The sequence below is a fragment of the Collinsella sp. TM05-38 genome, from assembly GCF_003466445.1.
Classification (GTDB): domain Bacteria; phylum Actinomycetota; class Coriobacteriia; order Coriobacteriales; family Coriobacteriaceae; genus Collinsella.
Genome location: NZ_QSPM01000006.1, coordinates 22,793 through 44,943, shown reverse-complemented (window position 1 = coordinate 44,943; position 22,151 = coordinate 22,793). Strand labels below are relative to the sequence as shown.

At 61.3% G+C, this 22,151-nt stretch carries 18 protein-coding genes; 13 read left to right on the top strand and 5 right to left on the bottom strand.

From position 1 onward, the window contains the following. The first annotated feature begins 2 nt into the window (after nucleotides 1-2). Entirely contained in the window at nucleotides 3-818 is an 816-nt protein-coding gene (locus DXD49_RS04565) for an electron transfer flavoprotein subunit beta/FixA family protein (RefSeq protein WP_117794384.1), read from the top strand. Further along, nucleotides 819-2,024: an electron transfer flavoprotein subunit alpha gene (locus DXD49_RS04560; protein WP_117794338.1), complete on the top strand. Its 1,206-nt coding sequence runs from the start codon at nucleotides 819-821 to the stop codon at nucleotides 2,022-2,024. Here DXD49_RS04560 and DXD49_RS04555 read toward each other — a convergent pair. Next, nucleotides 2,021-2,659, bottom strand: coding sequence for an HD domain-containing protein (locus DXD49_RS04555; protein ID WP_117794337.1), 639 nt, complete (start codon nucleotides 2,657-2,659; stop codon nucleotides 2,021-2,023). The two genes, DXD49_RS04560 and DXD49_RS04555, sit on opposite strands and share 4 nt — an antisense overlap. Before the next feature lie 310 nt (nucleotides 2,660-2,969). Here DXD49_RS04555 and DXD49_RS04550 point away from each other — a divergent pair, with 310 nt between their 5' ends. The 4 genes from DXD49_RS04550 to DXD49_RS04535 all read left to right on the top strand — a co-directional run bounded on the left by DXD49_RS04550 (nucleotide 2,970) and on the right by DXD49_RS04535 (nucleotide 6,391). Further along, nucleotides 2,970-3,662 (top strand): AzlC family ABC transporter permease, encoded by a 693-nt coding sequence (locus tag DXD49_RS04550; RefSeq protein ID WP_117794336.1) that lies wholly within the window; start codon nucleotides 2,970-2,972, stop codon nucleotides 3,660-3,662. Beyond that, complete coding sequence (locus DXD49_RS04545) at nucleotides 3,652-3,975, top strand: AzlD domain-containing protein (protein ID WP_117734514.1); 324 nt, start codon at nucleotides 3,652-3,654, stop codon at nucleotides 3,973-3,975. Before DXD49_RS04550 ends, DXD49_RS04545 begins: the two co-directional genes overlap by 11 nt. 142 nt (nucleotides 3,976-4,117) lie before the next feature. After that, nucleotides 4,118-5,140 carry a 2-keto-3-deoxygluconate permease gene (locus tag DXD49_RS04540; protein WP_117734513.1) on the top strand — a complete coding sequence of 341 codons (1,023 nt, stop codon included), beginning with the start codon at nucleotides 4,118-4,120 and terminating at the stop codon, nucleotides 5,138-5,140. A gap of 339 nt (nucleotides 5,141-5,479) precedes the next feature. Then, nucleotides 5,480-6,391: a GGDEF domain-containing protein gene (locus DXD49_RS04535; RefSeq protein ID WP_117794335.1), complete on the top strand. Its 912-nt coding sequence runs from the start codon at nucleotides 5,480-5,482 to the stop codon at nucleotides 6,389-6,391. A gap of 136 nt (nucleotides 6,392-6,527) precedes the next feature. Here the strand turns inward: DXD49_RS04535 and DXD49_RS04530 are convergent, their stop codons facing one another. Together DXD49_RS04530 and DXD49_RS04525 are read right to left on the bottom strand one after the other, a co-directional pair. Beyond that, entirely contained in the window at nucleotides 6,528-7,463 is a 936-nt protein-coding gene (locus DXD49_RS04530) for a DMT family transporter (protein WP_117734511.1), read from the bottom strand. A gap of 100 nt (nucleotides 7,464-7,563) precedes the next feature. Further along, nucleotides 7,564-11,310, bottom strand: coding sequence for a phosphoribosylformylglycinamidine synthase (locus DXD49_RS04525; RefSeq protein ID WP_117794334.1), 3,747 nt, complete (start codon nucleotides 11,308-11,310; stop codon nucleotides 7,564-7,566). Between the two features lie 184 nt (nucleotides 11,311-11,494). Between DXD49_RS04525 and DXD49_RS04520 the strand changes: the two genes are divergently transcribed. After that, entirely contained in the window at nucleotides 11,495-13,057 is a 1,563-nt protein-coding gene (locus tag DXD49_RS04520) for a cation:proton antiporter (RefSeq protein WP_117763724.1), read from the top strand. Nucleotides 13,058-13,218: 161 nt separating this feature from the next. Here the strand turns inward: DXD49_RS04520 and DXD49_RS04515 are convergent, their stop codons facing one another. Both DXD49_RS04515 and DXD49_RS04510 read right to left on the bottom strand, forming a co-directional pair. Beyond that, nucleotides 13,219-13,968 (bottom strand): SDR family NAD(P)-dependent oxidoreductase, encoded by a 750-nt coding sequence (locus DXD49_RS04515; protein ID WP_117734508.1) that lies wholly within the window; start codon nucleotides 13,966-13,968, stop codon nucleotides 13,219-13,221. A 221-nt stretch (nucleotides 13,969-14,189) separates the two neighbouring features. Next, on the bottom strand, nucleotides 14,190-15,533 hold the full coding sequence (locus DXD49_RS04510) for a homoserine dehydrogenase (RefSeq protein WP_117763725.1): 1,344 nt from the start codon (nucleotides 15,531-15,533) through the stop codon (nucleotides 14,190-14,192). 248 nt (nucleotides 15,534-15,781) lie between these two features. Here DXD49_RS04510 and DXD49_RS04505 point away from each other — a divergent pair, with 248 nt between their 5' ends. The 6 genes from DXD49_RS04505 to DXD49_RS04480 all read left to right on the top strand — a co-directional run bounded on the left by DXD49_RS04505 (nucleotide 15,782) and on the right by DXD49_RS04480 (nucleotide 22,081). Then, nucleotides 15,782-16,948: an ABC transporter substrate-binding protein gene (locus tag DXD49_RS04505; protein WP_117794333.1), complete on the top strand. Its 1,167-nt coding sequence runs from the start codon at nucleotides 15,782-15,784 to the stop codon at nucleotides 16,946-16,948. Nucleotides 16,949-17,219: 271 nt separating this feature from the next. Beyond that, on the top strand, nucleotides 17,220-18,407 hold the full coding sequence (locus DXD49_RS04500; RefSeq protein ID WP_117734505.1) for an ABC transporter substrate-binding protein: 1,188 nt from the start codon (nucleotides 17,220-17,222) through the stop codon (nucleotides 18,405-18,407). A gap of 139 nt (nucleotides 18,408-18,546) precedes the next feature. Next, nucleotides 18,547-19,428 carry a branched-chain amino acid ABC transporter permease gene (locus tag DXD49_RS04495; RefSeq protein ID WP_117794332.1) on the top strand — a complete coding sequence of 294 codons (882 nt, stop codon included), beginning with the start codon at nucleotides 18,547-18,549 and terminating at the stop codon, nucleotides 19,426-19,428. 9 nt (nucleotides 19,429-19,437) lie between these two features. Beyond that, nucleotides 19,438-20,517, top strand: coding sequence for a branched-chain amino acid ABC transporter permease (locus DXD49_RS04490; protein WP_117734503.1), 1,080 nt, complete (start codon nucleotides 19,438-19,440; stop codon nucleotides 20,515-20,517). Further along, a complete protein-coding gene (locus DXD49_RS04485) occupies nucleotides 20,507-21,367 on the top strand; it encodes an ABC transporter ATP-binding protein (protein ID WP_006234439.1) in 861 nt (286 codons plus the stop codon). The genes DXD49_RS04490 and DXD49_RS04485 overlap by 11 nt, the downstream gene beginning before the upstream one ends. 12 nt (nucleotides 21,368-21,379) lie before the next feature. Next, complete coding sequence (locus DXD49_RS04480; RefSeq protein ID WP_117734727.1) at nucleotides 21,380-22,081, top strand: ABC transporter ATP-binding protein; 702 nt, start codon at nucleotides 21,380-21,382, stop codon at nucleotides 22,079-22,081. The last annotated feature ends 70 nt before the right edge of the window (nucleotides 22,082-22,151 follow it).

The window sequence follows — 22,151 nt, the reverse complement described above, 5'->3', positions numbered from 1 at the left end:
AGATGAGTGATTTCCATATGGTGGTGTGCGTCAAGGCGGTGCCCGGAAGCACCGAGGTCAAGATGGACCCCAAAACCAATACTATCGTGCGTGATGGCAAGCAGGCGGTCATTAACCCGTTCGATGCAAGCGCTCTGGAATGCGCGCTGGCGCTGAAGGACGACTTTATCGGCTTTGGCATGGACGTGCGTGTGACGGTGGTGTCGATGGGCATCCCCGCGACCGAATCGCTGCTGCGCGACTGCATCGCCCGCGGTGCCGATGACGCGCTGCTGCTGACCGACCGAGCCTTTGCGGGTGCCGATACCCTAGCCACCACCTATGCCCTCAAATGCGGTATCGAGGCACTCGATGAGGACTTTGACCTGCTCATCTGCGGCAAGATGGCAGTGGACGGCGATACGGCCCAGATCGGCCCCGAGCTGGCCGGCGCCTTTGAGATCCCCTGCGTGACCGACGTGAGCTGTGTGCAGAGCGCGGGATTTACGACGTGTGGCTCGCTGGCGCTCGTCCACGGCTGCGATGCCGGCGAGGAGACGGTGTACCTGGAGATGCCGTGTGCGATGACGACCGCCAAGGAGATTGGCCAGCTGCGCATGCCGAGTATTGCCGGTATTCGCGCGGCCGAGGATGCAGACGTGCGCGTGGCTAGCGCTGCCGACGTAAACGCCGATCCCTCGCGTTGCGGCCTTGCCGGATCACCGACGCAGGTCGTGCGTTCGTTTGTGCCCGACCGTGACCAAACGTGCGAGGCCGTTGAGGGAACGGCGTCCGAGCAGGCGGTAAAACTTGCCAAGATTATCGAGGAGATGGCATAGATGAGCGGACTGATAATCGATAGCGAGGCCTGCGTTGGCTGTGGCCGCTGCGTTCGCGCCTGCGCCTCGGGTGGCATTGTGGTGGAGGGCGAGCGCCCCAACCGTTGCGCCCGCGTAACCGACGGCTGCATCCTGTGCGGCGGGTGCGTCGACGCCTGCCCCGTCAGCGCTATCTCGATTGAGCGCGACGAGGCCGCTGGCGCGGTGGACCTTGATGCATATCGAGACATTTGGGTCTTCGTGCAGACTGACGAGCACGACGCCGTGGCTCCTGTGGCCTACGAGCTCATGGGTAAGGGCCGCGAGCTTGCCGATGCTCGCGGCTGCCGTCTGGTCGCACTGGTCGGTATGGGCCCCGAGGGTTCTCTCGGTGACCTGGAGCATCTGGTTTACGCCGGTGCAGACGAGGTCCTGGTCTGTCGCGACGAGCGCCTGTGTCAGAACGACGCGGAGGTCTACGCCCGGCTGATCTGTGATTTGGTAGCCGAGCGCAAGCCCGAGGCAATTCTGTACGGCGCGACCGCGTTTGGCCGCGAGCTGGCGCCTGGCGTTGCCGTGCGCCTGCAGACGGGCCTCACGGCCGACTGCACCGTGCTTTCGATGGATGCGGAGACGGGCTTGCTGCAGCAGACGCGCCCGGCGTTTGGTGGCAACTTGATGGCCACCATCATTTGCCCCAACCACCGTCCGCAGATGGCAACGGTGCGTCCCGGTATCTTTAAGGCTCCCGACTTCGACTACGGCCGTTTCGGCACGATCACCCAGATATCGCTTGCGGATGATGCTAAGGCCCGTGTCGAGATCTCGATTCCCGCCGAGGAGTGGGGACAGCAGGCCTCAATTGCCGATGCCGAGCGTCTGGTCGTGGTGGGCCGCGGCATTGGCTCCAAGAAAAACCTACCGCTGATGCGAAAGCTTGCCGAGGCTCTGGGAGCCGAGCTTGGCTGCACGCGCCCCGTGGTGGAGGCCGGCTGGCTGGAGTATCGCCATCAAATTGGCCAGACGGGTGTATCGGTCTCGCCCAAGCTCCTCGTGAGCATCGGTGTCTCGGGTGCTATCCAGCATCTCGCCGGCATCGGTGGGGCGGAGTGCATTATCGCCATCAATGAGGACCCGGATGCCCCCATCTTTGGCGCCGCCCAGTACAAGGTTGTTGGAAACGCCGTCGAGGTCGTTGAGGAGTTGCTGGCTCAGCTCGAGTGCTAAGCGCTTGCCAGCCAGCGGCGCAGCTCGTCCTTAAGGCGGCTCCAGGTTGCCTGCGTGGTGGGGTCGATAAAGGGCCGCGTAATGCCAAAGGGCGCGTCGAGCAGGCGATAGATATCGCCTTGCTCGCGCGCCAGCGCACGGCTTGTCGGATAGACGAGCTCAAACATAAAGCAGATGAGTCCCACCAGGTAGTCTGCGGGCTCGTTGCGTTCATCGCGTGCGACGCAGCGGTGCTCGTCAAAGGCGGCCAGCGTCGGTGCCGAGAAGCGACTGGCTACAAACGCGTCCTCATCCACTTTGAGGATAGTGTCGACAGTGCTGTCGGCGATGGTGCGCATAATGTCGATCTTGTCGCCATCGCGCACGATATCGCAGAAGCTCCGCGTGCGCTCGTCGAGCTGCGCGGGTAGACGGAAATCACTGTGATAGGCAATGCTCGCTCGGATGAGCTCATCTTCTGCCGGGTCATCGATAAAGTCGCGAATGCTCGTTACGGCGGGCGCATCGGCGGGATTCTCGCCAAAGAGAACCTCGACGCCCAACGCCGCATGGCTCATGCTCTCGGCATCTTTAAACGTGTCCCAGCGTCGCAGCTGTTCAAAACGACCCATATCGTGCAGCAGTCCGCACACCACGCCAGGTCAATGTCCTGCGGTGACCAACCTTGTTTACGTGCCACGGCATCGCATGCCTCGGCAACATGATACGTATGCTCGATTTTGAGTGCGATACGTGGATTGGCGGCATCGTAGGCATCGGTATAGGTCTTAAAGGCCGCAGCTGCCCGCACACGATCGATAGCTGTCATAATGACTTCCTAAAAAGTTGTGTCTTTCTGTATCTTTCGATCCGGTGGCAATTGTAGGTGATGTCGGTTGCTGCCGGACGATGATTCTGCCGTGTCGTTGAATGCAGAACGGATAACTTGTCGGGACGAGGAGCGTTATGGTGCTCAAAATCATTAAAACCGTCTGGCCGGTGATGCTTACCTATGTTGCTATAGGTGCGCCGTGCGGAATGATTATGGCGCAGACGGGGATGGAACCATGGATGGTTTTTGCCCTGAGCAGCACGTTTGTGACGGGCTGCGGACAGTTTATGGTCTGCAACCTGTGGCTGGCGGGCGTGCCTGCGGCATCGATTGTCGCCAGCGTCGCCGCAATCTCCTCGCGCTTTGCACTTTACTCGGCATCGATCGCACCGCATCTGGCGGGTGCCTCGAAGCGTCAGACGCTGGCCGTTGCCGCGACGCTCACCGAGGAGGCATATGGCATCTCGCTTGCCAAGTTGATTGAGGGGCAGGATTGGGGTCCGCGCGAGTCCTTTGCGCTCAACGTGATCCTCGTCGCAACATGGGGCGTTTCGTGCACAACGGGCGCCGTTGTCGGTGCCGTTGTCGATGTCCCCACCGCTCTTGCAGGTTTTGTCTGCACATCGCTCTTTATTTGTCTGCTCTTTTCGCAGCGACTGTCGCGTGGCAATGCCGTAGCTGCCGTTTTGGCTGCGGTGTCCGTCGCCGTATGCAAGTTCTTGGGGTGGACGAATGTCGTCGTGCCGGTAAGCGTGCTCGCCGGCGTTGCCGCGGCGCTCGCGTGCGATGCCCTCGCCGAAGGAAGGGGTGCTCGCGATGCCCGTTAACGAGTTTTTGGTCCTGTGGCTCTCGTCGTGGGCGGCCATCGCGTTTTTCCGCATTGCTCCGGCGTTTGCCTTGCGCGGGAGAACGCTTTCACCCCGCGTTACCGAGGCCTTGGGCTATATTCCGCCCGCTGCCTTTGCGGCGCTAGTCGCTAACGACCTGATAAGCCCCGGCGCTTTCGATGCCGGCTTGTGGCAGGGCTTGATTCCCTGGATCGCATCTGCCGGCGTCGTGGCGGTGGCAATCAAGACAAAGTCGATGCTGTGGTGCTGCGTCTCGGGCATCGTGCTCTATATCGTTTTGAGCCTCGTATAAGAGCAGGGCGCGTTTACCGTCTCGACTTTGCGAATCGAATTTCTCACCGAGCCTGTCTGCTTCTTCTGGTACCATGGTCAAACTTTACTGTAGCAAAGTATGACGTGGGCTTTTGTGTCCCGTCAACGGAAATGGGGGTTTCATGGCACAGGAAGCGACCGCCAACGAGCAAAAGAAATTCAAAGTACCGCGAATCCCGGGCGACATCATGATCTACCCGATGATCGTCGGTCTTTTGCTCAATACCTTCTGCCCGCAGGTCTTCGAGATCGGTGGCTTCTTTACCGCCGCCTGTCGCGGCGGTTCCAATACCATCGTCGCCGCGATCCTGCTCTTCGTGGGTGCCGGCATCAGCTTTAAGTCCACGCCGGGCGCTATCAAGACCGGCGTCGTCGTACTGATCCCTAAGCTTGTGGTGGCAGCCGCGCTGGGCCTGGGCGTTGCGTATTTCTTTAACGACAACTTTTTGGGCCTGAGCTCGGTCTCCATTATCGGCGGCATCACCTTCTGCAACATGGCGCTCTATACGGGCATCATGGGCGAGTTTGGCGATGAGTCCGAGCAGGGCGCCGTGGGCATCCTGTTCTTTACGGCCGGCCCCGCCGTCACCATGATCATCCTGGGCGTTTCTGGTCTTGCTAACATCCCGCTGGGCACCATCGTCGGCTCCATCCTGCCGCTTGTCATCGGTATGGTTTTGGGCAACCTCTTCCCGTTCATAAAGAACCTGCTGGTTCCCGGCACCAATCCCGCGATTGCCGTCATCGGATTTCAGCTTGGTGCATCCATGAGCCTGTCGAGCTTTGTCACTGGTGGCATTTCCGGCATCTTGCTGGGCCTTGTTACGTTGTTTGTCGTCGGTCCCATCACCTTTGCGTTCGAGCGCCTGTGCGGTGGTAACGGCAAGACCGCCGTGGCTTGCTCCACCATCGCCGGCACGGCTATGACCACGCCGGTTGCTCTTGCCGAGGTGGCGCCGCGCTATGCAGAGCTTGCGCCCGCCGCGTACGCCCAGATCGCCACCGCTGTTATCATCACGGCGATCATGGCTCCGATTCTTACTGGCTGGGTCGATAAGAAGTTCTGCCAGGGCAAGGAGGACCTGTCGCCCGCCGGTGTCGAGGCCATCGAGGAAGCCGTCGCGACCGACATCTATGGCGAGTAGCAATCATCATTCATCAATGATGCCGGCGCGCAATTCGCGCCGCTCGAGCGTCCGAACGGAAGCTGTCTTGCAGTAATGTTCGGACGCTCTGCTACTATTCCCCTTACCCCTGCGGGTAGGGGTGTTTGTTGCCCAGACCCGAATCGGGCGATTCTGACCACTTGGATATTGAAGGGATGGCGTCTAGTGGTTAAGGCACTCAAGATTGAGATATTCCTGCTCTGCATGATTGTTCTTATCGGGCTTGCCGCGCGAAGCCGTCGCTCTTTATTCTCGAGTACCCAGCAGCTATTGTTTAGCATGCTCGGCTATACCTCTGCCGCGTAAATATTATTCGATATGATCTGGACGCTCTCGGATGGTGTGGACGGCACGCTGGGCATTGCCGCCAACTGGATTTCCAACGCGGTTTCGTTTTCACTCTTTGCCATCGCGTGCCTCATTTGGTTTATCTATTCCGAGACAGTGCAGGGCTCTCGCCTTTTGACCGCGCGCTATAAGGTGGCGCTCGTAACGTTGCCTACGGTGCTGGTGGTCGTGCTGGCGTTTACGAGCTGCTGGACGCACGCCCTGTTCTATATCGATGCGCAGGGCGTGTATCATCGCTGCTTTGCCTATATGATCCAGCCCATCGTCAGCTACTGCTACGTTATTCATACGTCCCTGCACGCGTTTGTGCAATCGCGCAGGGTCGAGAGTCTACAAAAGAAGGCCATCTATCGAACCTTGGCATTTTTCGCCATTCCGGTCCTGGTGGGCGGCACCTTTCAGGTCGTGTTTTCGGTGCCCGGGCTTTGTGTCGGCATAATGATTAGCATGCTGCTGCTCTACATCGTCTGCCAGGAGCAGCTGATCTCGACCGATCCGTTGACTGGCCTCAACAATCGAAACCGATTTGAGACCTATATGCTGTCGCTCTTCTCGAATGCGGATCATACGGGCGATGTGTATCTGCTCATGATGGACGCTGATGGCTTTAAGCAGATTAATGATCGCTACGGACATGTGGAGGGTGACCGCGCTCTTCAGCTCATCTCCACCGCGCCCAAAGATGTCTGCTCGGCGTCTGGTGGCTTTATCGCACGTTATGGCGGCGATGAGTTCGTAGTGCTCCAAAAGGCGATAGCAGAGCAGGACATCATGCGCCTGTGCGAGGCAATCAACGACGAGCTCGCGCGTACCGAGGTGCCGTATCTGTTGCGGATGTCTATCGGCTACGCACGGATGGGTGATGGTGTCGATACCTGGTAAGATTTGCTTCGCGCTGCCGATGCGGAGCTCTACCGCGTAAAGCACGAGAAGAAAAAAGCCGGCGTCCAGATACGCTAGAAAAAAGCGACCACGCGAATGTCCGCTGCAGGTGCGGCATATGCAAGGGCCTGGCTTGTTAGGCCTGTTTAGGTTTGTTGACAATGATGATGCCGCCGCAGACCAGGAACAGGGCCACAATGACGGTAACGGGGCTTGTGCCAGCACCCTCGCCGAGCAGCAGCGCGCTTAGCGCTACGCCAAAGACCGGGTTCATAAAGCCAAAGACCGAAACGCGGCTGACGGGGTTGACGGCGAGCAGGCGAGACCACAGCGAGTATGCGACGGCGGAAATGAGTGCCATATATATGATGAGCGCGATGGCGGGGACGATTTTGGTGGGGGATAGCGCGCCGCCCATCAAAAGCCCGATGGCGGTAAGGACCAGACCGCCGACTAAAAACTGCCAGCCGGCGAGTAAAACGCCGTCATGCTCGCGCGAGAAAATGCCAATGAGGCAGGTCGACAGGGCGCCCGCAACGGTGGAAGCCAGGATAAAGCCCTCGCCGTCGAGCGCAAAGCCAAAGGTGCCATCCGCGCCCGAAAGGTTGACGAGCGCTACACCGGCAAAGCCCAACACGCAGCCAAGCACCTTGGCTGTATCGAGCTTCTCGGTGTGAAACGCCAGAGCGGCAAAGAGGATTGCGAGGAAGTTGGCGCTGGCCTCAATGATGGAGCTCGACATGGCGCTGGCGCGCGAGAGTCCCAGGTAGAAAAAGAAGTACTGCCCGATCGTCTGGAAAAGCGACAAGACAAAGATGGGCTTGATGTCGCGAGCCTGCGGGATGAGTGGGCGGCGCTTCGCCGCGCTCATCCCAACGATGACCAGGGCGCCGGCAAGCGTGAAGCGCAAGCCTGCAAAGAGCAGCTGCGAGGCACTATCGTGCGCGGGAATGCCAAAGAGCTCGTAACCGATCTTGATGCAGGGGAAAGCCGATCCCCAGAGCGCACAGCAGATAAGGCAGCCCAGAATGAGTCCGGGCAGGGTGGCGAGATGCGGCTTGCGGCTTTCCATGATGTCCTTCCTGTATGCGCGAAGCAAAAAAGAACCCGCCACCGGAAGTGCCGGCGGCGGGTGTTGTTACCCGAAGGGATTGTACCCGATGGGAACGTCTTTAGGCGAAGTAGGCTACGCCGCTCTCAAAGATCGGCATGAACTTATCGCCGGGGACATGCTCGGGAACGTTGCGGTACAGGTTGTCGCCGCGACGCTCGGCATGGCCCATCTTGCCCAGGACGCGGCCGTCGGGGCTCGTGATGCCCTCGATAGCGAGTGCGGAGCCGTTGGGGTTGACGGAAAGATCCATGCTGGGCTTGCCGTCCTCGCCCACGTATTGCGTGGCGACCTGGCCGTTGGCGATTAGCTGGGCGAGCACCTCGTCATTGGCGACAAAGCGGCCCTCGCCGTGGCTGATGGCGACGGTGTAGGGGTCGTCCAGGCTGCATTGCGACAACCATGGGGACAGGTTGGACGAGATGCGGGTGCGCACCAGACGGCTCTGGTGGCGACCGATGGTGTTGAACGTCAGCGTGGGCGCGTCGGGCGTGGCGTCGACGATGTCACCGTAGGGCACCAGGCCGAGCTTGACCAGGGCCTGGAAGCCGTTGCAGATGCCCAGCATCAGGCCGTCGCGGGCCTTGAGCAGGTCGCGAACTGCCTCGGTGACCTCGGGAGCGCGGAAGAACGCCGTGATGAACTTGGCGGAGCCGTCGGGCTCGTCACCGCCCGAGAAGCCGCCGGGGATCATGACGATCTGGCTTTGGCGGATGCGACGGGCAAGCTCGTGGGTGCTTTCGGCAACGGCCTCGGGCGTGAGGTTGTTGATCACGAAGGTGTCAGCCTCGGCACCGGCGGCGCGGAAGGCACGGGCGCTGTCGTACTCGCAGTTGTTGCCGGGGAAGACGGGGATAATCACGCGCGGGCGGGCGATCTTGGCGCCGCCGTACACATGGATGTCCTTGGCGCGATAGTCAATGGTCTCGGCCTCGGGCTGCTCGCTGGTGCTGCGGTAGGCAAAGACGCCCTCGATGCCGCTCTCCCAGGCTTCCTGGAGCTCGGAGAGATCGATGACCTCGGAGCCGGTGTCGATGACATAGCCCTCGACGGTGGTGCCCAGGGGCTCGACGACAACGCCGTCGGCGACTTCGGGCAGCTCGGCATCCTCTGCGAGCTCGACGATAAAGCTGCCGTAGAGCGGGGTGAAGAGGCTCTCCACGTCCACGTCCTCGGCAAGCTCGATGCCGATCTGGTTGCCGACGCACATCTTAAAGAGGCTCTCGGCGCCGCAGCCGTAGCCGGGCGTGGAGATGGCCAGGGCGTCGCCGGTGGCGGTGAGCGCCTCGACGGCGTCAAACGCGGCGAGCAGCTGCTGGGCATCGGGGCGGTAGTCTTCGCCATAGGTGGCGGGGGCGATGCGGACGACGCGGTGCGTCAGGCCCTTGAACTCGGGCGATGTGGCGCGGGCGGCGCGACCCACGGCCACGGCGAAGCTGATGAGGGTCGGCGGAACGTTGAGCTCGCCGGCCTCGTCCTCAAACGAGCCGCTCATGGAGTCCTTGCCGCCGATGGCGCCGGCACCCAGATCGACCTGGGCCATAAGAGCACCCAGAACGGCTGCCATGGGCTTGCCCCAGCGCTCGGCTTCGGTGCGCAGGCGCTCGAAGTACTCCTGGAAGGAGAGGTAGGCGCGCTTGTGCTCAAAACCGGCGGCGACGAGCTTGGCGATGGACTCGACTACGGACAGGTAGGCACCTGCAAACTGGTCGGCCTCCATCAGGTAGGGGTTGAAGCCCCATGCCATGGCGCTCGCCGTGGTGGTCTCGCCGTCCACGGGGAACTTGGCGACCATGGCAGAGCTCGGGGTGAGCTGCGTCTTGCCGCCAAAGGGCATGAGCACGGTGGCGGCGCCGATGGTGGAGTCGAAGCGCTCGGAAAGGCCCTTGTTGGAGGCGACGTTAAGATCGGTGACGAGCGAGGTCATACGCTCGGCAAGCGTGGTGCCGGCCCAGCTGGGCTGCCACACGCTGCGGGCGCAGACGTGGGCGGCCTGGTGCTTGGGCGCACCGTTGGAGTTGAGGAACTCGCGGGACAGGTCGACGATGGCGACGCCGTTCCAGGCCATGCGCATGCGCGGCTCGGCGGTAACCTCGGCGATAACGGTCGCTTCCAGGTTCTCCTCGGCGGCGTAGCCCATGAACTCCTCGACGTCACCGTCGGCGACGGCGCAAGCCATGCGCTCCTGGGACTCGGAAATGGCGAGCTCGGTGCCGTCCAGGCCGTCGTACTTCTTGGTCACGGTATCGAGGTCGACATACAGGCCGTCGGCAAGCTCGCCCACGGCGACCGAGACGCCGCCGGCGCCAAAGTCGTTGCAGCGCTTGATCAAGCGACAAGCGTCGCCGCGTCGGAACAGGCGCTGCAGCTTGCGCTCGACCGGGGCGTTGCCCTTCTGGACCTCGGCACCCGAAGTCTCGATGGACTCGGTGTTCTGGGTCTTGGAGGAGCCGGTGGCGCCGCCGATGCCGTCACGGCCGGTGCGGCCGCCCAGCAGGATGATCTTGTCGGTGGGGGCGGGGCACTCGCGACGCACGTGGTTTGCCGGGGTAGCGCCCACGACGGCACCGACCTCCATGCGCTTGGCCACGTAGCCGGGGTGATAGAGTTCGTTGACCTGACCGGTGGCAAGGCCGATCTGGTTGCCGTAGCTGGAGTAGCCGGCGGCGGCGGTGGTCACGAGCTTGCGCTGCGGGAGCTTGCCCTCGAGCGTCTCGGAAACCGGGACGGTGGGGTCGCCGGCGCCGGTGACGCGCATGGCCTGGTACACATAGCTGCGGCCCGAGAGCGGGTCACGGATGGCGCCGCCCACGCAGGTGGCGGCACCGCCGAAGGGCTCGATCTCGGTCGGGTGGTTGTGGGTCTCGTTCTTAAAGAGGAACAGCCAGTCCTGGTCCTCACCATCAACATCGACCTTTACCTTGACGGTGCAGGCGTTGATCTCCTCGGACTCGTCGACATCGGTCATGACGCCGGTCTTCTTGAGATACTTGGCGCCGATGGTGCCCATATCCATGAGGCAGACGGGCTTGGCGTCGCGACCGAGCTCGTGGCGCATTTCCATGTAGCGGTCGAAGGCCTGCTGCACCACGGCGTCGTCGATCGTCACGTCATCCAGGACGGTACCGAAGGTGGTGTGGCGGCAGTGGTCGGACCAATAGGTGTCGATCACGCGGATCTCGGTGATGGTGGGGTCGCGATCTTCATCGCGGAAGTACTGCTGGCAGAAGGCGATGTCCGCCTCGTCCATGGCAAGACCGCGCTCGGAGATAAAGGCGGCAAGACCGGCTTCGTCGAGCTCGCGGAAGCCGTCAAGCACCTCGACGGGCGCAGGCTCGGGGGTCTCCATGTGCAGCGTCTCGGGTAGGTCGAGTGAGGCAATGCGGGCCTCGACGGGGTTCACCACGTAGTGCTTAATGGTATCGATGGCGGCCTCGTCCAGGGCGCCCGAGATCATATAGACCTTGGCGGAGCGCACGGCGGGGCGCTCGCCCTGGCTGATGAGCTGCACGCACTCGCTGGCGGAGTCGGCGCGCTGGTCAAACTGGCCAGGCAGGAATTCGACGGCAAAGACGGCGCCATCGCTTGCGGGGAGCTCGTTGTAGGTCACATCGACCTGGGGCTCGCTAAAGACGGTCGGCACGCAGGAGCGGAACAGCTCCTCATCGATGCCCTCGACGTCGTAGCGGTTGATGATCCTCAGAGCCTCGATGCCCTTGATGCCGAGAATCTCGCTCAGCTCGCCCTTGAGCTGCTGAGCCTCGACGTCGAACCCGGGTTTCTTCTCCACGTAGATACGAGAGACCATTGGTTCCTGCCTTCCTGATCGGTTGGGCGTACGGTGCGGTATGCGGCAGCGGTCGGTTTGCGGGGCAAGCCTCGCGATCGCCTTGAGCCACATACTTTTAAACCTCACTATGATACGACAGCTCGTGGCGCGTTGAGGACGGCGAGGGTGCTACAGTGGAGCGCAAACAAGAGAAAGGCATCACATGGCATTTGTTTCGCTCGCCATCATCGCACTCGTGGCCTTTGCAAGTCCCTTCATCGCCTCGGCGATTCCCGGAAAACCCGTTCCCGAGACGGTCTTTTTGCTCGTGTTTGGCGCGGTGCTGGGACCTCATATGCTCGGCATTATCCATGTGGATGCCGAGGTCTCGCTCGTGTCCGAGCTCGGCCTGGCCTTTTTGTTCCTGCTTGCCGGCTTTGAGATCGATCCCAAGAACATCACGGGCATCGAGGGGCGTTACGGCATGGCGACGTGGGTCGTCACGTTTGGTATAGCCTGGCTTGCCGTGCGCTTTACCCCGTGGTTTTCGGTCAGTCATTTTGATGGCATCGCCGTGACGCTGGCGTTGACCTCGACGGCGCTTGGGGCGCTCATGCCCATCTTGCGCGAGCGGTCGCTTTCTGGGACGCGCGTCGGCGATTCGATTCTTGCCTATGGTACGTGGGGCGAGCTCGGGCCCGTGCTCGCCATGTCGGTGCTGCTGTCTGCCCGTACGGGTGTCGAGACGCTGTTGATCTTGGGGCTGTTCGCCGTGGTGTGCGTGCTGCTTGCCGTGGTCCCCAGCCGCTCCAAGCGTATTGGCAGCCGCTTCTTTGCCTTTATTCAGGAGCGCGCCGATACGACTTCTCAGACGTTCGTGCGCCTCACAGTGCTCATCCTGGTCACGCTCGTGGCGTTTTCCGCTATTTTTAGCCTCGATATCGTACTGGGCGCTTTTGCCGCGGGCTTTGTCCTGCGCTACATCATCCCCGAGGGCAACCATACGCTCGAGCTTAAACTCGATGGCCTTGCCTATGGCTTTTTGATCCCGGTGTTCTTTACCGTGTCGGGTGCCAAGATCGACCTGACGGCTGTAGCATCGCGCCCCGGCTTGCTCGTGGGCTTTATCGTGGCGTTGCTGGTTATCCGCGCCGTGCCCATTCTCATCTCTATGAGCATTTGTCCCGCGACGCGTGACGTCTCGGCGTATGGCCGCATCACCGTGGCGCTCTACTGCACCACGGCCCTGCCGATCATCGTTGCCGTGACGAGCGTTGCCGTCAACGCGGGCGCGCTGTCTCAAGATATTGCGTCGGTCATGGTTGCCGCCGGCGCCATCACGGTGTTCCTGATGCCACTGCTCGCGCAGCTCTTCTACCGCGTGGTCGATGCGGCGCCGGTCGCCGCCGTGGCGGAGGTTGCCGAGCATCCTTCTGATGCGCTCAATATCCTGCGCGCCCATCACGACCTTGCAAGTCTTCTCGCCCGCGAGCACGAGCTGTTGACGTCGCATGGACATGGTCGCGTATTCGAAGGCTTGCCTACACTCGATACGATTGCCGAGCGCCTTTCTGATCGGGCGGCGAGCGAACGCATCGATGCGCGCATTGTGGATGCGGCGCATCTGCTTGCCGATAAGAACTATGGCGACGAGATAGATCCGTCCGAGCTCACCCCGCGTGAGCGTCGCCGCCTAGAGCGTGCCAAGCTCGCCGTGCATGAGTACCGCCGTCGCATGCTTGAGCTTTATGCGCACGAAGAAGCCGACGAGGACGACGGCAAGTAGCCGACGCTGATGCGGGGGCGGCATTCCCGTTTGAGGACGGACGCGAAACGGGATACAGTTTCCCTTCAAACAGAAGAAGACGCGCTGTCTGCGGTTGATGTGGACAGCGCGCCTTCTTTGGTTGAGCTATGTTGAGGCCAGGGGCCAAAGCTCGTGGTCCCTTAGGAGCGGGCGGCTCCGTCGACGGGGAGCACGGCGCCTGTGACGTAGGCGGACATGTCGCTCGCCAGGAAGACGAAGGCGTTGGCGACATCCTCGGGCTCGCCCATGCGGCCCAGCGGAATGGTGGTGATGATAGGCTTGATGACCTCTTCGGGCAGGTTGGCGACCATATCGGTCTTGGTCACGCCGGGTGCGACGGCATTGACGCGAATGCCCATGGGGGCGAGCTCGCGCGAGAGCGACTGGACCATGCCGTTGACGGCAAACTTGGACGTGGGATAGCCAACGCCGGAGGGCTGACCGTACTTAGCGACCATCGAGCTCGTGGTGGTGATGGTGCCGCCGTGGCCGGCCTCGGTCATGATCTTGGCGGCAGCCTGGTGGCCGTTAAAGACGGCGACGACGTTGAGGTCCATGACCTTGGCAAACTCCTCGGCCGTGTAGTCCAAAAGGGGCGAGCGCTGGGAGATGCCGGCATTGTTGACGACCGTGTCCAAGCCGCCCATATCGGCGGCAGCCTGGGTAAAGGCCTCAGTTACGGCCTCGAGCGAGGTGAGGTCGCAGGAGCGGCCCCAAACCTTAGCCTCGGGATAGGCGGCTGCCAGTTTCTCAACGGCTGCGTCGGCAGTCTCCTGGCGCGAGCCAAAGACCGTGACGGCGGCGCCTTCCTCGATAAAACGGCAGGCGATGGCATAGCCGATTCCGCGCGTGCCTCCGGTGATGATTGCTTTCTTGCCCTTGAGCAGCATATCGCTTCCTCTCTTATGTGCATGGATACTTGCAGCACAGCATAGTGGCGGCAAAAAACAGCTGACGCCGCATATCGGTAAACGGTATCCACGGTTGTTGACGAACGGTCAAGTTGCTCAAACGTTAGTCGACCACTTCGTGCAAAAGATGTAACTAAAAGGGGCTCCCATCCAATCGGATGGGAGCCCCTCATGCGTTATTTGATTTGCCGAGAATCGGGCTAGTTGGCCATGACGCCTTCGGTCCAGGCCTCGACGTCCTCGATGCGCAGGACGTTGGCGATCTCGGCCACGCAGTCGACGCTGGCAAGCTCGGCGGCGGCAGCCTGGACGTCCTTCTCGAGCGCGCGGTGCGTCAGGAAGATGACCGAGCAGGTATCGCTGACGCCCGACTTGCCGTCCTCGACCTGGTTGATGAGCGAGATCGAGATGTTGTGCTTGGCAAAGATGTCGACCGTCTCGGACAGGGCGCCCACGCGGTCGGCGACCTTCAGACGCACATAGTACTTGGTCTGGAGCTCGTCCATGGGCTTAAAGGCAAGGTTGTGGCCGTAGGGCTCAATCTCGGGCAGCGGAGCAACGCCGCGGCTGATCTGCTCGGACAGCGACAGGATATCGCCCACGACGGCGCTCGCGGTGGGGAAGGAGCCTGCGCCGGCACCGTAGAACATGGTCTCGCCCACGGCGTCGCCCACCACGTAGACGGCGTTCATGGCGCCGTTGACCTTGGCGAGCATGTGGTCGGCGGGGATCAGCGTGGGGTGCACGCGGACGTCGACGCCGGCATCGGTGTTGCGCGCAATGCCCAGCAGCTTAATGGTGTAGCCGAGCTCGCGGGCCTGGGCGATGTCCTCGGCGCCGATGGTACGGATGCCCTGCTGGTAGACGTCGTCGGTGGTCACACGGGTGCCAAAGCCGATGGAGGCGAGGATGGCCGTCTTGCTGGCGGCATCGAAGCCGTCGACGTCGGCGGACGGGTCGGCCTCGGCGTAGCCCTTGGCCTGCGCGTCGGCGAGCACGTCGGCGTAATCGGCGCCCTCGGCGTCCATGCGCGACAGGATGTAGTTGGTGGTGCCGTTGAGGATGCCGGCGATGGTCAGGATCTTGTTGCCCACCAGGTCGTGCTCGAGCGTGCTGACGATGGGGATGCCGCCGCCGCAGCTGGCCTCGCACTTGATCTGCACGCCGCACTCACGCGCCTTCTCGGCGAGCGTCTCGACGTGACGGCCGAGCAGGGCCTTGTTAGCGGAGACGACGTGCTTGCCGTTCTCAAAGGCCGTGGTGAAGATCTCGGTTGCGGGATGCTCGCCGCCAATTAGCTCGACGACGATGTCGACGGTGGGGTCGGTGACGACATCATGCCAGTCGCTCGTAAAGGCCTCGCGCTCAATACCGGCGGCTTCGGCCTGCTCCCAGGCAAGCGCGCAGGCGCGGGTCAGCTTAAGGTCGATGCCGTAGGCGGCCAGGTACTCATCGTGGTGGCTCTTGATCAGACGGGCCACGCCGCCGCCGACGGTTCCCAGGCCGATCAGGCCGACGTTCACGGTGCGCAGGGGTTCGCTCATAGATAGCTCCTTCGTGCATCTGTATGGATGATTGACCAGTTAAGGTTGAGTGCATTCTAGCGTGAACCAAGGGCGCGTGCTTGCCAGGCAACAGGAGCCGCATAAAACGCTACCCCCGAAACGCTGCGGAAATATTGGAAACACGCTCGCTACAAACGAACTCCCGTAACAAACTGTCAACGTTTGGGCCATAAGGTTTGCCCTGTACCGCAAGACGGCCGCACCGCGGCCAGCGAAAAGGGGACACCATGTTCAACATCAACAGCACGCTCAGCCGTAGGAACTTCCTCGCCGGCGCCGCCGCGCTCGGCAGCACCGTCGCACTTGCCGGCTGCTCCTCGGGTGGCTCGGACGATGGGTCGGCCGATGACGGCAAGTCTTTCAAGATCGGCGTCATCGGTCCTCTGACCGGTGCCGCGGCCACCTATGGCGTCTCGGTCGAGAAGGGCGCCAAGCTCGCCGTAAAGGATTTCTCGACCAAGGACCTCAAGCTCTCGCTTAAGTCCGAGGACGACGTCGCCGACGGCGAGAAAGCCATCAACGCCTTCAATACCCTGTGCGACTGGGGCATGCAGGCGCTCGTCGGCCCCGTCACCACCGGTGCCGCCGTTGCCGTCTCGGGTGAGATTGCCGACGACATGCTCATGGTCACGCCTTCCGCCTCGTCGCTCGATGTCACCAAGGACAAGACCACGGTCTTCCAGGTCTGCTTCACCGACCCCACCATGGGCACGAGTGCCGCGAAGTTTTTGGCCGAGAAGTACGCAGACGCCAAGATCGCCCTGTTCTACAACTCCGGCGATACGTACAGCTCGGGCGTTGCCGACGCCTTTGCCGAGCAGGCCAAGGAGTCCAAGCTCGATATCGTCGACACCGAGACCTTTAAGGACGACTCTTCCGCGAGCTTTACCAATCAACTGACCAAGGCCAAGGAGGCCGGCGCCACGCTCATCTTTGCGCCGATCTACTACACGCCGGCGTCCGTCCTGCTCAAGAACGCCAAGGACATGGGCTACGACATGACGCTCATGGGCACCGACGGCATGGACGGTCTGCTCTCTGTGGAGGGCTTCGATACCTCGCTTGCCGAGGGCGTGCTGCTCATGACGCCCTTCTCCGCCGACGACGAGAAGAACGCCGACTTTGTCAAGGCATATAAGGAGGAGTACGACGAGACCCCCAACCAGTTTGCCGCCGACGCCTACGACTGCGTCCACGCGATCGCCGAGGCCATCGACAAGGCTGGCATCGATACGACGACCGACGGTGCCGACATTGCCGCCGAACTTGCCAAGGCCATGCGTAAGATCAAGATCGATGGCCTGACCGGCGAGCTCACCTGGAACGACGAGGGCCAGGTCGAAAAGCCCGCTACGGCCTATGTGATTCAGGACGGCAAGTACATCGCCGCCTAAGAGCGTATAAAACGCAACCGGTGAGGCTCTTTTATTCAGGGCGAGGATGCTTGTAACAGAATGGAAACATTACTTTTACACAATAAAGTGGCAGATATGCATAAAGCGGCAAAAATACGCAGAAATATGGATAAAAATCTGAGGTAAAAGAAAAGTTGAAATAATCGCCACTTTTCCTAACTAAAGCGTCTACTATTTTGCGAACGCCGAACACGGCGAAGGATGGCCTGTCGGGTAACCGAAACCCGACGAGATTTGAGAGGAGAGCCGCATGTCGAGCCTCACCGGTAAGTCATTGAACCCTGTTATGAATCGCAGGAGCGTTATCGCGAGCGCAGCAGGTCTGGGGGCGATGTCTATTCTAGCTGGCTGCTCCTCCAACGGCGGCGATAGCGGTTCCGCTTCGAGCGACGCCTCGTTTAAGATCGGCACCATCGGCCCGCTGACCGGTGCTGCCGCGTCCTACGGCAAGTCCGTTACCCAGGGCGTCGAGCTTGGCTGCAAGGATTTCTCGACCAAGGAGCTGCCACTTGTCAGCAAGGCCGAGGACGACCAGGCCGACGGCGAGAAGGCCGTCAACGCCTTCAATACCCTGCTCGACTGGGGCATGCAGGCCCTCGTCGGCCCGACCACCACGGGTGCGTCGGTTGCCGTTGCCGCCGAGTGCGGTAACGACCCCAAGACGTTCATGATCACCCCGTCCGCGTCCTCCGAGGACGTTACCGACGGCAAGGATTGCGTCTTCCAGGTTTGCTTCACCGACCCCAACCAGGGCGTCAACGCTGCCAAGTTCCTGGCCCAGAAGTATGCGGACGAGAAGTTCGTTCTGTTCTATAACTCCGGCGACGCCTATTCTTCGGGTATCGCGGATTCCTTTAAGGCTCAGGCCGCTGAGTCCAAGCTCGAGATCGTTGACGAGGAGACCTTTAAGGACGACTCCGCAACGAGCTTTACCAACCAGCTGACCAAGGCCAAGCAGGCCGGCGCCACCATGATCTTCGCGCCGATCTACTACACGCCGGCGTCCGTCCTGCTCAAGAACGCCAAGGACATGGGCTACGACGTCAAGATGATGGGCTGCGACGGCATGGACGGCATCCTGGGCGTGGAGGGCTTCGACACCTCCCTTGCCGAGGGCCTGCTGCTCATGACCCCGTTCTCCGCCGACGACGAGAAGAACGCCGACTTCGTTAACGCCTACAAGGATAAGTACGGCGATACCCCCGACCAGTTTGCCGCCGACGCCTACGACGGCGTGCACGCTGTGGTCGAGGCTCTTAAGGAGGCCGGCTTGGGCGTCGACGCCGACCCCACCGAGGTCGCCGAGAAGCTGCCCGAGGCTATGCTCAAGATCACCGTTGACGGTCTGACCGGCAAGCTTTCCTGGAATGACAAGGGCCAGGTCCAGAAGGACCCCACGGCGTACGTCATCACCGACGGCAAGTACGTACAGGCCTAATAGACCGCCTTACATAGAGCGGTTTTGATCCCAAGCAGGGGAGGTTTTGGCCTTCCCTGCTTGCTTGGTATCTAGGGACGATGTAACGTCCCTGTTTCATACATCAACTGGAAACCTATTCGAAAGGGGGATGTGGAACATGACGGTCTTTATCCAATACCTGGTCAACGGCCTGTCCATGGGCAGCGTCTACGCCATCATCGCGTTGGGCTACACCATGGTCTACGGTATCGCCAAGATGCTGAACTTCGCTCACGGCGACGTCATCATGGTCGGTGCCTATGTCTCGTTCTGCGCCACGTCGTATCTCGGCCTCCCGGGCTGGGCTTCTGTAATTCTCTCTTGTGCGGTCTGCACGGTTCTCGGTGTTCTCATCGAGGGCCTGGCCTATAAGCCGCTGCGCCAGGCAGGCCCGCTGGCCGTTCTGATCACGGCTATCGGCGTGTCCTATTTCTTGCAGAATGCCGCCCAGCTTCTGTGGGGCGCCACGCCCAAGAACTTTACTTCGCTCGTCACCTTCCCGGTGCCGGAGTTCTTGGCCAAGTATAACGTGAGCGCTGTCTCGCTCGTCACCATCGTCGCTTGCCTGATTATCATGGCCGGCCTGGTGTTCTTTACGGGCAAGACCAAGATGGGCAAGGCCATGCGCGCCGTGTCCGAGGACAAGGCCGCCGCTCAGCTCATGGGCATCAATGTCAACCGCACCATCTCGATGACGTTTGCCATCGGCTCTGCCCTTGCCGCCATCGCCGGCGTGCTGCTGTGCTCCTACTCGCCGGTGCTGCAGCCCACGACGGGCGCCATGCCTGGCATCAAAGCCTTCGACGCCGCCGTCTTCGGTGGCATCGGCTCCATCCCCGGCGCCTTTGTCGGCGGCATTTTTATCGGCATCATCGAGGCAATGGCACAGGCCTACATTTCCACGAGCCTTGCCAACTCCATCGTCTTTGGCGTTCTGATCATCGTCCTGCTCGTCAAGCCTGCCGGCCTCTTGGGCAAGTACGTCCCCGAGAAGGTGTAGGTGAGCGTTATGAAGTTCCTTAAAGACAAGCAGACGCGTCACGACTTTGTCACGTACGCCATGTGCATCGTGGCATTCGCCATCGTGTTCTTTATGCAGTCCAACCATATGATCCCGCGCATGATCGCCGGTCAGCTGGTTCCCATCACGGCCTATATCGTCATGGCCATCTCGCTTAACCTCGTCGTCGGCATCGCGGGCGATCTTTCGCTGGGCCATGCGGGCTTTATGAGTGTCGGCGCCTATACGGGTATCGTCACCGCCGTTGCCCTCGAGAGCGCCGTTCCCTCCGATCCGGTGCGTCTTATCATCAGCATCGTGGTCGGCGCTGTCGCTGCTGCCATTATGGGCTTCCTGATCGGTATCCCGGTTCTTCGCCTGAGCGGCGACTACCTGGCCATCGTGACCCTGGCCTTCGGCGAAATCATCAAAGAGATCGTCACCTGCCTTATCGTGGGCGTCGATTCCCGCGGCCTTCACGTGATCTTTAACATCACGGGCAACTCCACGATCGACGACCTTCATCTGCTCGAGGACGGCACCGCCATCATCAAGGGCGCCCAGGGCGCGTCGGGCGTGTCGACCTACTCGACCTTCCTTGCCGGTGCCATCCTGGTCATGATCGCGCTCGTGATCGTGCTCAATCTGGTCCGTAGCCGTACCGGCCGTGCCATCATGGCCGTGCGCGACAACAAGATCGCTGCCGAGTCCGTAGGCATCTCCGTCACCCAGTACCGCATGATCGCCTTCGTGGTTTCTGCCGCCCTCGCCGGTGCTGCAGGCGCCCTGTTCGGCGGTAACTTCTCGCAGCTCTCCGCCACCAAGTTTGACTTCAACACGTCCATCCTCATTCTGGTGTTCGTGGTCTTGGGCGGCCTGGGCAACATGCGCGGTTCTGTCATCGCGGCGGCACTGCTCACGGTGCTTCCCGAACTGCTCCGTCAGTTCTCGGACTATCGCATGCTCATCTATGCCATCGTTTTGATCCTGGTCATGGTCTTTACCAACAACCCGCAGCTCAAGGCGTTCTTCGGTCGCGTTAAGGACCGCTTTGCTCCCAAGAAGGAGGTGGCAGCCGATGCCCAGTAAGTTTGAGTTCAACAAGGGCAAGATGGTCCCGTATCCTTCTGGCGCCATCGTTCCCGACCGCGACCTGGGCCAGCGCCCGGCGCTCGAGTGCATCCACTTGGGCATTGAGTTTGGCGGCCTTAAGGCGGTCGACGACTTTAGCCTGACCATTGGCAAGACCGAGATCGCCGGTCTGATCGGCCCCAACGGCGCCGGTAAGACCACGGTCTTCAACTTGCTTACCAAGGTGTACCAGCCCACGCACGGCACCATCCTGCTCGACGGCGAGGATACCTCGGGTAAGTCCGTCTACCAGGTCAACCGCATGGGCATCGCCCGTACCTTCCAGAACATCCGCCTGTTCAACACCATGACGGTGGAGGACAACGTTAAGGTCGGCCTGCACAACCAGGAGCGCTACTCCGGTTTTGAGGGCGTGCTGCGCCTGCCGACGTATTGGAAGCATGAGAAGGCCGCCCATGAGCGCGCTATGGAGCTGCTGTCCATTTTTGATATGGAGCACCTTGCAAACGAGCAGGCTGGCTCGCTGCCTTATGGCGCCCAGCGTCGTCTGGAGATCGTCCGCGCGCTTGCTACCAACCCTAAGCTGCTGCTGCTCGACGAGCCTGCCGCCGGCATGAACCCGTCCGAGACCGCGGAGCTCATGGCGAATATCGTCAAGATCCGTGACACCTTCGGCATCGCCATCATGCTCATCGAGCACGATATGTCGCTCGTCATGAACATCTGCGAGGGCATCTGCGTGCTCAACTTTGGTAAGGTCATCGCCAAGGGCACGGCCGAGGAAATCCAGAACAACGACGCCGTTATCGAGGCGTATCTGGGCAAGCAGGATAAGGGGGAGAACTAAATGGCAGAGCCGATGCTTTCCGTCTACAACATCAACGTCTGGTACGGCGCCATCCACGCCATCAAGGACATCTCCTTTAACGTCAACGAGGGCGAGATCGTGGCCCTGATCGGCGCCAACGGCGCCGGCAAGTCCACGACGCTTAAGACCGTCTCGGGCCTGCTGCGCTCCAAGACCGGTTCCATCAAGTTTATGGGCGAGGACATTACCCATACGCCCGCCGATAAACTGGTGAGCAAGGGTCTGGCTCAGGTTCCCGAGGGCCGTCGCGCCTTTTTGCAGATGACGGTTGAGGAAAACCTGGAGATGGGCGCCTATACGCAGCCCAAGTCCACGGTGGCTCCGGGTCTTGAGCGCGTCTACGAGCAGTTCCCGCGCCTTAAGGAGCGCCGCCGCCAGGTTGCCGGCACCCTTTCGGGTGGCGAGCAGCAGATGCTCGTTATGGGCCGCGCCCTTATGAGTAACCCCAAGCTGCTCATGCTTGACGAGCCTTCCATGGGTCTGGCGCCGATTCTGATTGAGCAGATCTTCCAGATTGTCGAGGACCTGCACAAGGCCGGCACCACGGTGCTTCTGGTCGAGCAGAACGCGCAGATGGCGCTCTCGATCGCCACGCGCGGCTACGTGCTCGAGACCGGCAAGATCACCATGACCGGCACCGGCCAAGAGCTCCTGCACGACGATAACGTCCGCAAGGCCTATCTCGGTGGCTAACTAGTTACGCGGTTTTACCAAACCGCGTAACGGCTCGACGCTGCAAGCCCGCCAGGGCGGCAATCTGCCT